We start from the raw sequence: 13,409 nt of genomic DNA on the forward strand, positions 1-13,409 counted from the left end.
ATTGATTATTTGGCCCGTTTTGGTAAAAGCGGGCCAAATTTATTGTTAAGGTAGAAACCATGGCTTTGACCATCGCCATCATCGGCCGCCCCAATGTGGGCAAATCCACCTTTTTCAACCGGCTGGTTGGGAAACGGCTTGCTATTGTCGATGATACCCCGGGCGTGACCCGCGACCGCAGGGAGGCTATGGGCTCGCTGGGCGACTATAAATTCAAGATCATCGATACCGCCGGGCTCGAGGAAGGCAAGGGCAAGAGCCTGTCGGCCCGCATGTGGCAGCAGACAGAAAAGGCCATCGAGGAAGCCGACTTCTCGCTGTTTATGATCGATGCCCGGGCCGGGATTACCCCGCTCGACAAGCATTTCGCCGAGCTGCTGCGCCGCGGCAACCATCCCATGATCCTGGTCGCCAACAAGGCCGAAGGCCGGGCCGGGGAAGAGGGGCTCTATGACGCCTACAGCCTGGGGCTCGGCGCGCCGGTGGCCATTTCTGCCGAACATGGCGAGGGCCTCGCCGAGCTGATCGAGGCCTTTGATGAAATGTGCCGGGAGCTGGGTATTGATCCGCTGTCCGAGGAAGAGGAAGAAGTGGTCAGCTTCTCCGTCGCCATCGAGGGCGAAGTCAGCGAGGAAGAGGAAGCCGAAAGCGAGATCGATCCCGGCCTGCCGCTGCAGATCGCCATTGTCGGCCGTCCCAATGTGGGCAAATCGACCCTGGTCAACCAGATCCTGGGTGAGGAACGGCAGATCACCGGGCCTGAGGCGGGCCTGACCCGCGACACCATCGGTGTGACCTTCGACTATGAGGGCCGGGAAATCCGCATGTTCGATACCGCCGGCCTGCGCCGCAAGGCCAAGGTGCAGGAAAAGCTGGAAAAGCTGTCGGTCGCCGACACCATCCGCGCCTTGAACTTCGCCGAGGTCGTGATCCTGATGGTCGACGCCACCATGCCGTTCGAGCGCCAGGACCTGAGCATCGCCAGCCTGGCGGTGCAGGAAGGCCGCTCGGTGGTCATCGCCCTTAACAAATACGACCTGATTGAAAACCGCCAGGAAGTGCTGAAGGATATTGCCGAGAAGCTGGAACACACCCTGCCGCAGGTCAAGGGCATTCCGGTGGTGCCGATCAGTGCGCTGACCGGTCGTGGCGTCAACAAGCTGATGCCGGCGGTGTTCGAGGCGTATAGGCAGTGGAACCGGCGCATCTCGACCTCCAAGCTCAACCGCTGGCTCGCCGAGACCACCGACTATCATCCGGCGCCGTCGGTCAGTGGCCGGCGCGTCAAGATGCGCTATATCACTCAGATCAAAACCCGGCCGCCAACTTTTGCGATCTTTTGCAACCGCCCGGCCGCCGTGCCTGACAGCTACCAGCGCTACCTGATGAACGAATTGCGCTGGGACTTCGAACTGCCCGGCGTGCCGATCCGGCTGCTGCTGCGCAGGGGTGATAATCCCTATCATAAGAAGTAGGACATATCCCGCATATTCTGTCGTCATCCCCGCGCAGGCGGGGATCCATTTGTAACATGGTAAGACCGTATCAAGCGGAACCATGGACTCCCGCTTTTGCGGGAGTGACGGAAGTTATCCGAGAACTTTTCCAAATATCGCCAACTGTTCATCGTTTAAATAATGGATTTCTTCGTCTAAGTCGGAATTACAATAAAATCCATTTTCTTTTGAATAAGCGGCATAGATGTTCCCGCTGGCTTCGGTCGGGTTGAAAATACTTAGATGTCCGTGACAGGTTTCATCACCGCACCATGATATCATGGCACCATTTTCAGACAAAAATTGAAGTGTTTTTCGAATATTGGTTAGCCACTGGCTTTGAGGAGGAAAGTCAAAAACCCTCATGTCGATGACAATATGGTTGTAGTCATTTTCTTTTATTTTTTGGGCTTTGAAAGCCACCTTAGCATCGTGCCAAGCATTTAGCAGCTTTTCTGTTTCCAATTCAGGAAGGAGCGAATTTTTCCAATAGCCATAAAAATAAAGGCCAGGTTCGAACTCCTGACCACTATTTGCCCCTGCATTTTCAGCATTCCAAACAATATAAATGCTGTCTTTCACATTCATTTCTTTATCCCCCAATTGATGTCCTGACGATTACTTCTCTTTCCACTCTTTGAAATCAAACAGCTGGCCGGTCTCGCTGAACTCCTCCGAGCAGAGCTCCACGAACATGGGCGCGATCTCTTTGGGATGGGGGAGCTTTTCCGGATCCTCGCCGGGCACGGCCTTGGCGCGCATGGCGGTGCGCATGGGGCCGGGGTTGACCAGGTTGGCCTTGATATTGGTGATTTTCATTTCCTCGGCCCAGGTCCTGACCAGCACCTCGAGCGCCGCCTTGCTCATGGCGTAGCCGGCCCAGTAGGCCCGGTTCTTGTGGGCGACGCCGGAGGAGACAAACAGCGCACGGCCGGCGTCGGACTGCTTGAGCAGTGATTCCATGGAGCGGATCAGGCGGAAATTGGCGGTCAGGTTGATATCGAGCAGGGAATCCCAGTCCTTGGGGGCGATATGGGCGACCGGGGACAGGATGCCGAGATAGCCGGCATTGCCGACCAGAATGTCGAGCTTGCCGTATTTTTCATAGAGGGCGGCGCCCAACCGGTCGATGCCGTCAAAGTCCGTGATATCCAGCGGCACCAGCAGCGCTTCCCGGCCGGTTTCCTGCTTGATTTCGTCATCAAGGGCTTCGAGGGCGCCGACGGTACGGGCGACCAGGATCACGTCGGCGCCTTCGCGGGCGAATTCCAGGGCTACAGCCCGGCCGATGCCGCGGGAGGCGCCGGTGATCAGGGCGATTTTTCCGTCCAATTTACCCATGATATGCCTTTAGTCCGTCAGGAAAGAGAATTGTTTGTTGTCTTCGCCCAGGGCTTCATCGGTGAGCGGGGTTGGATAGTCGCCGCTGAAACAGGCGTCGCAATATTGCGGGCTGTTGCTATCGCGGCTGGTTTCGCCCACGGCGCGGTACAGGCCGTCGATGGAGACAAAGGCGAGGCTGTCGGCATCGATATATTTGGCCATTTCCTCAACGCTCATGCGCGAGGCCAGCAATTTGTCCTTCTCGGGTGTATCGACGCCGTAAAAGCAGCTGTTGGTGGTCGGCGGGCTGGCGATGCGCATATGCACTTCCTTGGCCCCGGCAGCGCGCATCATCTCGACAATCTTGATGGAGGTGGTGCCGCGCACGATACTGTCATCGATCAGGACGATGCTTTTGCCTTCGATCTCGGCCTTGTTGGCGTTATGTTTCAGCTTCACGCCCAGGTGGCGGATCTGGTCCGACGGTTCAATGAAAGTGCGCCCCACATAATGGTTGCGGATAATGCCGAGCTCGAACGGAATGCCGGACTGCTGGGCATAGCCGATGGCGGCGGGCACGCCGGAATCCGGCACCGGGATCACCAGGTCGGCCTCGACGGTGCTTTCCTTGGCCAGTTCCTTGCCGATGTTTTTGCGTACTTCATAGACGCTGCGGTCGTTGGTGATGCTGTCGGGACGGGAGAAATAGACATGTTCGAAAATGCAGGGGCGGGGCTTTTTGGCCGGGAACGGATGATGACTGGTCAGTCCGTCCGCATCAATGACAATGAGCTCGCCCGGCTCCACATCGCGAATATATTCCGCGCCGATAATATCGAGGGCACAGGTCTCGCTGGCGAAAATATAGGTGTCGTCGGACAGTTTGCCGAGCACCAGCGGTCGCACGCCAAGCGGGTCACGGGCGCCGATCAGTTTCTTCTGGGACAGCGCCACCACGGAATAGGCGCCTTCGATACGGCGCAGCGCATCCACTACCCGGTCGACAAGATTTGTATAGGTGCTGGTGGCGACCAGATGGATCATCACTTCCGAATCCGACGTGGACTGGAAAATCGCACCTTTCTCCACCAGAATTTTACGCAGCGTCCAGGCATTGGTCAGGTTGCCGTTATGGGCCACGGCAAAGCCACCGGACGACAGGTCGGCAAACAGCGGCTGGATGTTGCGCATGGCCGAGCCGCCGGTGGTGGAATAGCGCACATGGCCGATGGCGGACATGCCGGGCAGGGACTCGATCACCTTCTGGCTGTTGAAGTTGTCGGCCACATGGCCCATGGATTTATGGGAATGAAAGTTCCGGCCGTCAAAGGTCACGATCCCGGCGGCTTCCTGGCCGCGGTGCTGCAGGGCATGCAGGCCGAGCACCGTGTGGGCGGCGGATTCCTCATGGTTATAGATCCCGAAAACGCCGCATTCTTCATGCAGTTTGTCGTCATCGAAGGGATTGGTGCCAATCAGGTCCTGGGAGCCGGGGCGGGGAGCAGTAAATTCCGTCATATGGTCAACTCGTCACAATGGTTGTTGAGCGTCAATCGTGTGGTGGCCTCTGGGGCGTTATATGTCGAAACGGTTTCTATGTGAACCTTTTTTTATTCGTCCATCTTTTTCTTGAACAGTTCGTCCATCTCGTCGGTGTTCTCTTTGTCATAACCTTCCTCATCCCGGGAGCTGCTGGAGAAGGAGGTAAAGATGTTTTTCAGCAAACTCATATTTTCCCGGGTTTCTTCCGGATCGATATCGTCTTTGAGGGGGTTCATCGCATTGACCATGCTGGCTCCATATTCCACCAGCGGGCGTGATTTGGAATCCTGGTACCAGTCCGGGAAGTGTTTCGGTGAGACAAAGGTATTGATCACGAGGAAAATAACGCAGATCAGCAACATGCCGCGCAAAATCCCGAACAGCACGCCGAGACTGCGGTCGAGGGCGCCGACATGGCTTTCCTTGATTTTCCTGCCGATAAAAGTGGCGATAAATTTCAGCAGCATCAGGCTGACCACGCCCAGGAGGGCATAGGAAATGATGCTGGCCATGATATCCGGCTGAATCAGTTCCCTGGCATAGGGGGCGGCAAGGGGCTGCCCCTGCAGGGTAAGAATCAAGGCCCCGGCCCAGGCCGCGAGGCTCAGCGCCTCGGTGGTAAAGCCCTTACTCCAGGACACAATGCCGGAAATCACCAAAGTGGCGAGGACAATGATGTCAAACGGGTTCAGCAAGCCTTCCATCAGTTTCCTTCCAGGTCGACGGCAATCAGGTCGACCAGTTTGCGGATTTCATCCAGTTCCACCACGCGCAGGTCCTTGCCCTTGTGCTTGATATTGGCCGGGATATAGGCCTGCTCGAAGCCGAGCTTGGCGGATTCCTTGAGCCGGGCGTCGGCCTGGCCCACCGGCCGGAGTTCCCCGGACAGGCTGATTTCCCCGAACAATACCGTGTTTTTGGCGATTGAATAGCCGGACAGCGAGGAAATCAGGGCGGCGGCGACGGCCATATCGGCGGCCGGTTCCGAGATCCGCAGCCCGCCGGCCACATTGAGATAGATATCAAAAGCGCCAAGGCCGAGGCCACAACGGGCGTCGAGCACGGCGATGATCATGGAGAGCCGTCCCGAATCCCAGCCGACCACGGCCCGGCGCGGGGTGCCGAGCGAGGACGGCGCCACCAGGGCCTGGATTTCCACCAGCATGGGGCGGGAGCCCTCCATGCCGGCAAAGACCGCCGAGCCGGCGACATCGCCGGTATGGTTGCCGAGGAACAGGGTCGAGGGGTTATGCACCTCCTGCAGGCCCATGTCGCTCATCTCAAACACACCGATCTCGTCGGTGCCGCCGAAGCGGTTCTTGACCGCGCGCAGGATGCGGAACTGGTGGCCGCGGTCGCCTTCGAAATAAAGGACGGTATCGACCATATGCTCCAGGACCCGGGGACCGGCGATCTGGCCGTCCTTGGTCACATGGCCGACCAGCACCACAGCCACATTGCGCCGTTTGGCAAAGCGGATCAGTTCCTGGGCACAGGTGCGGACCTGGGCCACGGTGCCCGGCGCGGATTCGATGGTGTCGGCAAACATGGTCTGGATCGAGTCAATGACCACCACCTGCGGCAGGTCACCATGTTCCAGAGTGGCGATGATGTTGCGCAGATTGGTTTCGGAGCCGAGCTTGACCGGATTATCCTCCAGCCCCAGCCGTTTGGCGCGCATGCGCACCTGGCTGGTGGATTCCTCGCCGGAGATATAGATGGTGCGATGGCCGCTGCCGGCAAGCCGCGCCATGGCCTGCAACAGGATGGTGGACTTGCCGATCCCCGGATCGCCGCCGATCAGTGTCGCCGAGCCCGGCACCAGGCCGCCGCCGCAGGCGCGGTCGAATTCGGCCATGCCCGACATCATGCGGGCGGGCGGGGTTTCCTCGCCCCTGAGGTCGCCGAGGTCGATCACGGTTCCCCTGGCCGGGGACGAGCCCTTGCCAAGCCCGCTGGGCAGACTCTGGTCGGTTTCCTCGATGATGCTGTTCCATTCGCCGCAGGATTCGCATTGCCCCATCCATTTGGACGTGACGCTGCCGCAGGACTGGCAGACATATGTGCGACGGGCTTTGGCCATGGGTCAGGCTTTCAGAATTTCCATCTTGATCGGCCCTTCGGCCTTGCCGTGGATGAATTGCTCTACATAATCATTGCCACTGTGGTCGATATCGGCCCGCGGGCCGCTCCAGATGATATTGCCCTTATAGATCATGGCGCACTTGTCAGCGATCTTGCGCACGCTGGCCATGTCATGGGTGATGCTGAGCGCTGTGGCGCCGAGGTCCTTCACGCATTCCACAATCAGGTCGTTGATCACATCCGCCATAATCGGATCAAGACCGGTGGTCGGTTCGTCAAAGAAGATGATTTCCGGCTCGTCGGCAATGGCGCGGGCGAGGCCGACGCGCTTCTGCATGCCGCCGGACAGTTCGGCCGGGCTCAGCATGGCCACCTCCGGCTCCAGGCCGACCCGGCGCAGTTTCTCAATGGCGACTTCCTTGGCGTCCTTGCGCGACATTTTCTTGGTGGCAATCAGCCGGAAGGCCACATTCTCCCACACCGGGAGGCTGTCGAACAGGGCCGCGCCCTGGAACAGCATGCCAAACTTGCCCATGATCCTTTTGCGGTCTTTGCCGGACATGCCAACGGTTTCCTCGCCGTCGATCTTGATGCTGCCGGCATCGGGCTCGAGCAGGCCGAGAATACATTTCAGCGTCACCGACTTGCCGGACCCGGAGCCGCCGATGATGACCATGGATTCCCCCGGCATCACATCCAGATCGATGCTGTCGAGCACGACTTTGCTGCCGAAGGCTTTTCTCACGCCGCGGAGACTGATTTTTGGCACTTCTTTATTCTGGATCTCGGTCATGACGAAAAGAACATCTCTGTTACGATATAGTTGGTCAGCAAAATCAGCATGCAGGCGGAGACCACGGCATTGGTGGTGGAAATGCCCACACCCTGGGCGCCGCCGCGGCTGTAGAAACCGTGGTAGCAGCCCATCAGCGAGACGACAAAGCCGAACACCGCGCCTTTGGTCAGGCTGGCGCGTACATCAATGGCTTCAAGGAAGTCCATGGTGGTTTTCATATAGACGCTGGGGTTGAAGCCGAGCTTTGTGGTGGCGATCAGGAAGCCGCCCATCACGCCGATGGTGTCGGCTACAATCACCAGCATGAACGGCATCATGATCAGGGTTGCCAGGATGCGCGGGGCAATCAGATATTTAAAGGGATCGGTGGACAGGGTGCTGAGGGCGTCGATCTGTTCGGTGACCCGCATGGTGCCAAGCTCCGCCGCCATGGAGGCGCTGACCCGGCCGGCGACGATCAGGCCGCAGAGCACCGGGCCCAGTTCGCGCACGATGCCAATCACAACGATTGACGGCAGCACGCTTTCCGCATTGAAGCGGGAGCCGCCTTCATAAATGTTGAGCGCCAGCGCGGCGCCGGTAAACAGCGCGGTCAGGCCCACCACCGGCAGGCTGTAATAGCCGATAGTCATCATCTGTTTGAACAGCGCCCGCGGATAGAAGGGCGGGGCAAACATATGGGAAACTGCTGAGGTGGCAAAAACCCCCAAATGGCCGGCCGCCTGCAGAAACATGAAGAACACGCGGCCAATTCTGGCAAGAAAATTCATTACTCCTCCACCCGCTTGTTATTTTACCGGGATATAAACACGATGATATCGTTCCCGAACACCGGTCAGAATTTCGTATTGGCTTAGGTTAGACAGTTCAGACGCCTTTTCAAGTGTAATATGCTGTCCCAGCAATTCAATTTCATCGCCCTCGGAAACAGTGCTGAACCCGGGCCCGGTGATGTCGATGGCCAGCATGTCCATGGAGACCCGGCCGACCACCGGAACTTCGCGGCCGGCCAGATACAGGTGCCCCACATTGTTGAAGACCTGCAGGTAACCGTCCGCATAGCCCACGTTGACAATGGCGATGCGGCTGCGATGCGGTGCATTCCAGGTGGAGCCGTAACCGACACCCATACCTTCGCGGACTTCACGCACCTGCAGAATCCGCCCGGATATGGTGAAAACCGGGTGGATGTCGGCGGGCAGGGGCGCGTTAAGCGACGGATTGCCGCCAAACAGCAGCAGGCCCGGGCGCACCATGTCAAAATGATAGTCCGGCCCCAGCAGGATGCCGCCGGAATTGGCCAGTGACGCCGGGATGCCGGGGAAGGTGGCGCTGATCTTGCGGAAGGTTTCGAGCTGCTGCTTGTTCAGGCTATTGCCTTTGTCGTCGGCACAGGCCAGATGGCTCATGACCAGGGCGATATTGACCTCTTTGAGCGGGCTCGCGTGATTGAGCAGCTGCGCGGTCTCATCCGGCGAAAAGCCGAGCCGATTGATGCCGGTATCAAAATGTAGGGCGCAGGGCAGGCCCTGGCCGTTGGCTTTCCACAGGGCGAGCTGTTCCGGGCTGTTGATGACCGGGCGCAGCTTATGGTCGGTGAAATAGGCCTCATGACCGGCAAACAGCCCGTTCAACACATAGATGCAGGCATCGGGGGTATGGTGGCGCAATTCCACGGCCTCGGCCAGGTTGGCAACAAAGAAGTTCGCACAGCCGGCTTCGTGGAACAGGGCGGGCGCGACCTCGGCGATTCCCATCCCATAAGCATCGGCTTTGACCATGGCGGCGGCATCGGCGTTCGCGGCCAGCTTGCGGACAGCACGGTAATTATCGACGATGGCCGGCAGGTCAATGGTCAGTGTCGCCTGGCAATCGACGGGCAGGGAAGTCATGGTTTCCCGTGGCATCAGTTAAACTGCTCCGGCAGATGATCATCGGCCACCGGCGGGTCGGTAAATTTGGTGGTTTCGCTGTTGAACATCAGCTCGATAATGCCGGTGGGACCGTGACGCTGCTTGCCGATGATGAATTCGGCCTTGCCGTGCATCTTGTCGCATTCCTCAAGCCAGATGGCATGCTCCGGCGTGCCGGGGTCGGGCTGCTGCTGGTGCAGGTAATATTCCGGCCGGTAGACAAAGGTCACCATATCGGCATCCTGTTCGATAGAGCCGGATTCCCTCAGGTCCGACAGCAGCGGGCGTTTGTTATCGCGTTGTTCAATGGTACGGCTGAGCTGGGACAGAGCCAAAACCGGAATCTGAAGTTCTTTGGCCAACCCCTTGAGACCACGGGTGATTTCGGAAATTTCCTGCACCCGGTTTTCGGGGCCGCGACCGCGATCGCTGCCCTTCAATAGTTGCAGGTAATCGACGATGATCAGACCTAGGCCATGCTGCCGTTTCAGGCGGCGGGCCCGGGTGCGAAGCCCGCCGATGCTGAGCGACGGGGTGTCGTCGATGAACAGCGGCAGTTCCTCCAGTTCCATGCTGGTACGGGCCAGGGCAGCGAACTGGTCCTGGTTGATCTGCCCCTTACGCAGGTCCTGAGACGGCAGGTTGGCCTGCTCGGCGAGAATACGGGTGGCCAGCTGGTCGGCGGACATCTCGAGCGAGAAGAAGGCCGTCACGGCACCGCGGTTTTCCTCGTGCGTGATGCCGGCGCGCAGCTGCTCCAGATAGAATTTGGCCGCATTGAAGGCGATGTTGGTGGCCAACGCGGTTTTCCCCATCGCCGGGCGTCCGGCCAGAATCATCAGGTCTGACTTGTGCAGGCCGCCGATGTGATTGTTGATGGAGGTAAAGCCGGTGGTGATGCCGGACAGCTTGCCGGCATTTTTACGGGAGATCTCGATAATGTTGACGGCATCGCCGGCCGCTTTGGCAAAGGATTTAAAGCCGCCTTCGGAAGCGCCGGTTTCCGCCAGGGAATAAAGCGCCCGTTCCGCCCGTTCGATCTGATCCTGGGCCGATTTGTCCACATCATGATCATAGGCGTCGTTGACGATTTCCGTACCCACATTGATGAGTTCGCGTTTCAGGGCCATCTGGTGGATGATCTGACCATATTCGGTGGCGTTGATGATGCTGATGGCGGAAGACGCCAGGGAAGCGAGATATTTGGCGCCGCCGACATCCTCCAGATGTTCTTCACGCTCGAAATAGGGTTTCAGGGTCACCGGGGAGGCCACAAGTCCTTTCTCAATCAGCTTGCGGGTCGCCTCAAAGATTTTCTGGTGCGCGGGATTGATGAAATGCTCGGCTTCGAGGAAATCCTGGACCTTGGCCAGAGCTTCATTATTGGTCAATATCGCGCCGAGCAGGGCCTGTTCGGCTTCCAGGTTATGGGGCGTTTCCCGAAAGGTGGCGTTGACCACATTGTCGTTCTCGTTAATCTCGGGAATATCAGGAAAATCTGCCATATTTTGAATTTCTGCTCCGACTCTTTACTTGATCATACAAGATAAGAACAAAAAAGGGCAACCGTGAGGCTGCCCTTCAGAGAAATTATTTTTGGAAGAAAATTATTCGGATTTTTCTTCTTCAGCTTCCTCGGAAGCTTCTTCGGCTGCAACTTCTTCAGCGGCTTCCTCTTCGGCAGCAGCTTCAACTTCAACTTCAGCTTCTTCAGCCAGCTCAGCAGCAACTTCTTCAGCAGCTTCGGGCTCAAAGTAATCTTCAACAGAAATTTCTGCAGCTTCTTCCTCGACAGTGGTATCGATGCCTTTGGCCTGCATTTCAGCTTCAGCTTCGGAACGGGCAACGTTAATCTGAACGGTAACGCTGACTTCCGGGTGCAGACGGATTTCGATATCTTCGAGGCCCAGGTTCTTGATCGCCCGGTCCAGGACAACCTGGTTGCGGGAAACGGTGTACCCCTGGTCGGCCAGCACGTCCACGATGTCGCGGGTGGAAACGGAGCCGTACAGCTGTCCGCTTTCACCGGCGGAACGAATGATCACTGCGGATACATCGTTCATTTTACCGGCAACGGCTTCAGCTTCTTTTTTGGCTTCCAGGTTGCGGGCTTCGATGTCCTTGCGCTGTGCTTCAAAAACCTCAAGGTTCGCTTTGGTGGCGCGAAGGGCTTTGTTCTGCGGCAGCAGGTAGTTACGGGCAAAGCCGTTTTTCACAGATACCACATCACCGATCTGGCCCAGTTTTGCAACGCGTTCAAGCAGAATGACTTCCATGATAAATCTCCCTACTGAATCACATAAGGCAGCAGAGCCAGGTTCCGGGCGCGTTTGATGGCGCGGGCCAACTCACGCTGTTTCTTGGCGGAAACGGCGGTGATGCGGCTGGGAACGATCTTGCCACGTTCGGAAACATATTTGGACAGCAGACGTACGTCTTTATAGTCTATCTTCGGCGCACCTTCACCTGAGAAGGGGCAGGTTTTGCGACGGCGGAAAAACGGACGACGGGCACCGCCGCCTGACCGTGGAGAATCTTTTCTTTCTGACATTTGGTAATTCCTTTATGAGAATTTCTTAGGAGTCTGACCGTTTGTTGTCGTCACGGTCATAGCGTCCGCCACGTCCTTCACGTTCCTTGGAACGGAGAACAACGGATTCACCATCTTCAAACTCTTCAACACGGATGGTCATGTAACGAACCACATCCTCGTGCAGACGGGAGTTGCGCTCCAGCTCCGCAATAGCGTCGGCGCCGGCGTCAACGTTCAGGTGAACATAGTGACCTTTTTTGTATTTCTTGATACGATAGGCAAGATTACGCAGACCCCAATATTCTGATTTGGTAACTTTACCGCCATTGTTTTCGATAATGGCTGTCAGATCATTGGTAATCGCTTCAACCTGTTGAGGTTGGATATCCTGCCGAGCGATATATGTATATTCATAACAAGGCATCGGTATTCCTTTTAACCTTAAGAGTTTCAACATTCCGGGGTGACCACGAATATCAAATGCGTCACATTACATAATCAACCGGATTGGGTTCCGCTCCCGACAAGCAGGGGCAGAAGGCGCGATATATACATGAACCTCCCGCAAATACAAGCCTTTTCCCGGAAAAAAGAGCGGAATTCGGGAAATAATTTCCCGTCGCGGTCCGGGAGCGGGAAAGCAGGCCATATTATCGCCTAATTTGGCCCTCTATTTCAAGTTCCCTTGACACTGTCCGGGCATGCGTTATGAGAAAGGGCAGGACATCACAATTAAAAGAGGGATGACATATCTATGGCACGTGCATTCACCTTCCCGGGACAGGGAAGCCAGGTTGTGGGAATGGGCAAGGAACTGGCGGAAAGCCGCCCGGTAGCCGCCCAGGTATTCGAGGAAATCAACGACGCCCTGGGCGCTGACCTGCGGGCGATTATGTTTGAAGGCCCTCAGGAAGACCTGACCCTGACCCATAATGCCCAGCCGGCCCTGATGGCGGTCAGTATTGCGGTCATGCGGGTGCTGGAAGATGACTTCGGTGTCAGGCTGCAGGATGCCGCCGCCTATGTGGCCGGTCACTCGCTTGGCGAATATTCCGCCCTGACAGCCGCCGGGGCACTGTCCCTGACCGATGCCGCCAAACTTCTGCGCCTGCGCGGTGAAGCGATGCAGCGGGCCGTGCCGGTCGGCGAAGGCGCCATGGCCGCGATCCTCGGCCTCGACATGGACAAGGTTGAGGAAGTCGTCGCGGAAGCCGCAGAAGGCGAAGTCTGCACCGCCGCCAACGATAATGCCAACGGTCAGATCGTGATCAGCGGGCATAAAGGCGCCGTTGAACGGGCTATCCCCATTGCCAAGGACAAGGGCGCCATGAAAGGTGTTTTGCTGCCGGTGAGCGCCCCGTTCCACTGCGCACTGATGCAGCCGGCTGCGGAGGAAATGAAAGCCGCCCTGGCGGAAACCACCATCAACCAGCCGGTGGTGCCGGTGATTGCCAATGTCACGGCTGCGCCGGAAACAGACCCGGAAAAGATCCGTGAGCTTCTGGTGGAGCAGGTGACCGGCCGGGTCCGCTGGCGTGAATCGGTGCTGAAGATGGCCGAGCTCGGCGTGGATACCCTGGTGGAAGCCGGCGCCGGCAAGGTTTTGACCGGCATGGTGCGACGGATTGACCGCTCGCTTGCTGGAGTTTCCCTGCAGACTGCAGAGGATATCGAGGTATTTGCGGCCTCGCTGAAAAGCTAATTGATACGGGGAGTATGAG

14 protein-coding genes are annotated in these 13,409 nt (G+C 57.6%); 2 read left to right on the forward strand and 12 right to left on the reverse strand.

The genetic code is table 11. The features are described 5' to 3' along the window. The first annotated feature begins 59 nt into the window (after nucleotides 1-59). On the forward strand, nucleotides 60-1,475 hold the full coding sequence (gene der / locus FIV46_RS02330) for a ribosome biogenesis GTPase Der (RefSeq protein WP_139938187.1): 1,416 nt from the start codon (nucleotides 60-62) through the stop codon (nucleotides 1,473-1,475). A gap of 114 nt (nucleotides 1,476-1,589) precedes the next feature. Here the strand turns inward: der and FIV46_RS02335 are convergent, their stop codons facing one another. From FIV46_RS02335 to rpsF, 12 genes are all read right to left on the reverse strand, one after another. After that, the gene (locus FIV46_RS02335) at nucleotides 1,590-2,084 is read right to left on the reverse strand and encodes a 2-hydroxyacyl-CoA dehydratase (RefSeq protein ID WP_139938188.1); all 495 of its coding nucleotides are present in this window, start codon (nucleotides 2,082-2,084) and stop codon (nucleotides 1,590-1,592) included. A 30-nt stretch (nucleotides 2,085-2,114) separates the two neighbouring features. Next, complete coding sequence (locus FIV46_RS02340; protein ID WP_139938189.1) at nucleotides 2,115-2,837, reverse strand: SDR family NAD(P)-dependent oxidoreductase; 723 nt, start codon at nucleotides 2,835-2,837, stop codon at nucleotides 2,115-2,117. A gap of 9 nt (nucleotides 2,838-2,846) precedes the next feature. After that, entirely contained in the window at nucleotides 2,847-4,298 is a 1,452-nt protein-coding gene (gene purF / locus FIV46_RS02345) for an amidophosphoribosyltransferase (protein WP_139938614.1), read from the reverse strand. A gap of 131 nt (nucleotides 4,299-4,429) precedes the next feature. Continuing rightward, nucleotides 4,430-5,065 (reverse strand): CvpA family protein, encoded by a 636-nt coding sequence (locus FIV46_RS02350; protein ID WP_139938190.1) that lies wholly within the window; start codon nucleotides 5,063-5,065, stop codon nucleotides 4,430-4,432. Then, nucleotides 5,065-6,444: a DNA repair protein RadA gene (gene radA / locus FIV46_RS02355; protein ID WP_139938191.1), complete on the reverse strand. Its 1,380-nt coding sequence runs from the start codon at nucleotides 6,442-6,444 to the stop codon at nucleotides 5,065-5,067. Before radA ends, FIV46_RS02350 begins: the two co-directional genes overlap by 1 nt. A gap of 3 nt (nucleotides 6,445-6,447) precedes the next feature. After that, the gene (locus tag FIV46_RS02360) at nucleotides 6,448-7,239 is read right to left on the reverse strand and encodes an ABC transporter ATP-binding protein (protein ID WP_139938192.1); all 792 of its coding nucleotides are present in this window, start codon (nucleotides 7,237-7,239) and stop codon (nucleotides 6,448-6,450) included. Then, complete coding sequence (locus FIV46_RS02365; protein ID WP_139938193.1) at nucleotides 7,236-8,012, reverse strand: MlaE family ABC transporter permease; 777 nt, start codon at nucleotides 8,010-8,012, stop codon at nucleotides 7,236-7,238. Before FIV46_RS02365 ends, FIV46_RS02360 begins: the two co-directional genes overlap by 4 nt. An 18-nt stretch (nucleotides 8,013-8,030) precedes the next feature. Then, nucleotides 8,031-9,149: an alanine racemase gene (gene alr / locus FIV46_RS02370; RefSeq protein ID WP_139938194.1), complete on the reverse strand. Its 1,119-nt coding sequence runs from the start codon at nucleotides 9,147-9,149 to the stop codon at nucleotides 8,031-8,033. Further along, nucleotides 9,149-10,660, reverse strand: coding sequence for a replicative DNA helicase (locus FIV46_RS02375; RefSeq protein ID WP_139938195.1), 1,512 nt, complete (start codon nucleotides 10,658-10,660; stop codon nucleotides 9,149-9,151). The genes alr and FIV46_RS02375 overlap by 1 nt, the downstream gene beginning before the upstream one ends. Nucleotides 10,661-10,762: 102 nt before the next feature. Then, nucleotides 10,763-11,431 carry a 50S ribosomal protein L9 gene (rplI, locus tag FIV46_RS02380; RefSeq protein WP_139938196.1) on the reverse strand — a complete coding sequence of 223 codons (669 nt, stop codon included), beginning with the start codon at nucleotides 11,429-11,431 and terminating at the stop codon, nucleotides 10,763-10,765. Between the two features lie 11 nt (nucleotides 11,432-11,442). Next, on the reverse strand, nucleotides 11,443-11,706 hold the full coding sequence (rpsR, locus tag FIV46_RS02385) for a 30S ribosomal protein S18 (protein WP_139938197.1): 264 nt from the start codon (nucleotides 11,704-11,706) through the stop codon (nucleotides 11,443-11,445). A gap of 25 nt (nucleotides 11,707-11,731) precedes the next feature. Continuing rightward, nucleotides 11,732-12,112: a 30S ribosomal protein S6 gene (gene rpsF, locus FIV46_RS02390; protein ID WP_139938198.1), complete on the reverse strand. Its 381-nt coding sequence runs from the start codon at nucleotides 12,110-12,112 to the stop codon at nucleotides 11,732-11,734. A gap of 330 nt (nucleotides 12,113-12,442) precedes the next feature. Here rpsF and fabD point away from each other — a divergent pair, with 330 nt between their 5' ends. After that, entirely contained in the window at nucleotides 12,443-13,390 is a 948-nt protein-coding gene (gene fabD, locus FIV46_RS02395; protein ID WP_139938199.1) for an ACP S-malonyltransferase, read from the forward strand. Nucleotides 13,391-13,409 lie beyond the last annotated feature (19 nt).

The sequence above is a fragment of the Emcibacter nanhaiensis genome, from assembly GCF_006385175.1.
In the GTDB taxonomy this organism is placed as follows: domain Bacteria; phylum Pseudomonadota; class Alphaproteobacteria; order Sphingomonadales; family Emcibacteraceae; genus Emcibacter; species Emcibacter nanhaiensis.

Coding starts and splice junctions, on each gene's coding strand:
- der (WP_139938187.1), top strand. CDS start 60: ATGGCTTTGACCATCGCCATCATCGGCCGCCCCAATGTGGGCAAATCC.
- FIV46_RS02335 (WP_139938188.1), bottom strand. CDS start 2,084: ATGAATGTGAAAGACAGCATTTATATTGTTTGGAATGCTGAAAATGCA.
- FIV46_RS02340 (WP_139938189.1), bottom strand. CDS start 2,837: ATGGGTAAATTGGACGGAAAAATCGCCCTGATCACCGGCGCCTCCCGC.
- FIV46_RS02350 (WP_139938190.1), bottom strand. CDS start 5,065: ATGGAAGGCTTGCTGAACCCGTTTGACATCATTGTCCTCGCCACTTTG.
- radA (WP_139938191.1), bottom strand. CDS start 6,444: ATGGCCAAAGCCCGTCGCACATATGTCTGCCAGTCCTGCGGCAGCGTC.
- FIV46_RS02360 (WP_139938192.1), bottom strand. CDS start 7,239: ATGACCGAGATCCAGAATAAAGAAGTGCCAAAAATCAGTCTCCGCGGC.
- FIV46_RS02365 (WP_139938193.1), bottom strand. CDS start 8,012: ATGAATTTTCTTGCCAGAATTGGCCGCGTGTTCTTCATGTTTCTGCAG.
- alr (WP_139938194.1), bottom strand. CDS start 9,149: ATGCCACGGGAAACCATGACTTCCCTGCCCGTCGATTGCCAGGCGACA.
- FIV46_RS02375 (WP_139938195.1), bottom strand. CDS start 10,660: ATGGCAGATTTTCCTGATATTCCCGAGATTAACGAGAACGACAATGTG.
- rplI (WP_139938196.1), bottom strand. CDS start 11,431: ATGGAAGTCATTCTGCTTGAACGCGTTGCAAAACTGGGCCAGATCGGT.
- rpsR (WP_139938197.1), bottom strand. CDS start 11,706: ATGTCAGAAAGAAAAGATTCTCCACGGTCAGGCGGCGGTGCCCGTCGT.
- rpsF (WP_139938198.1), bottom strand. CDS start 12,112: ATGCCTTGTTATGAATATACATATATCGCTCGGCAGGATATCCAACCT.
- fabD (WP_139938199.1), top strand. CDS start 12,443: ATGGCACGTGCATTCACCTTCCCGGGACAGGGAAGCCAGGTTGTGGGA.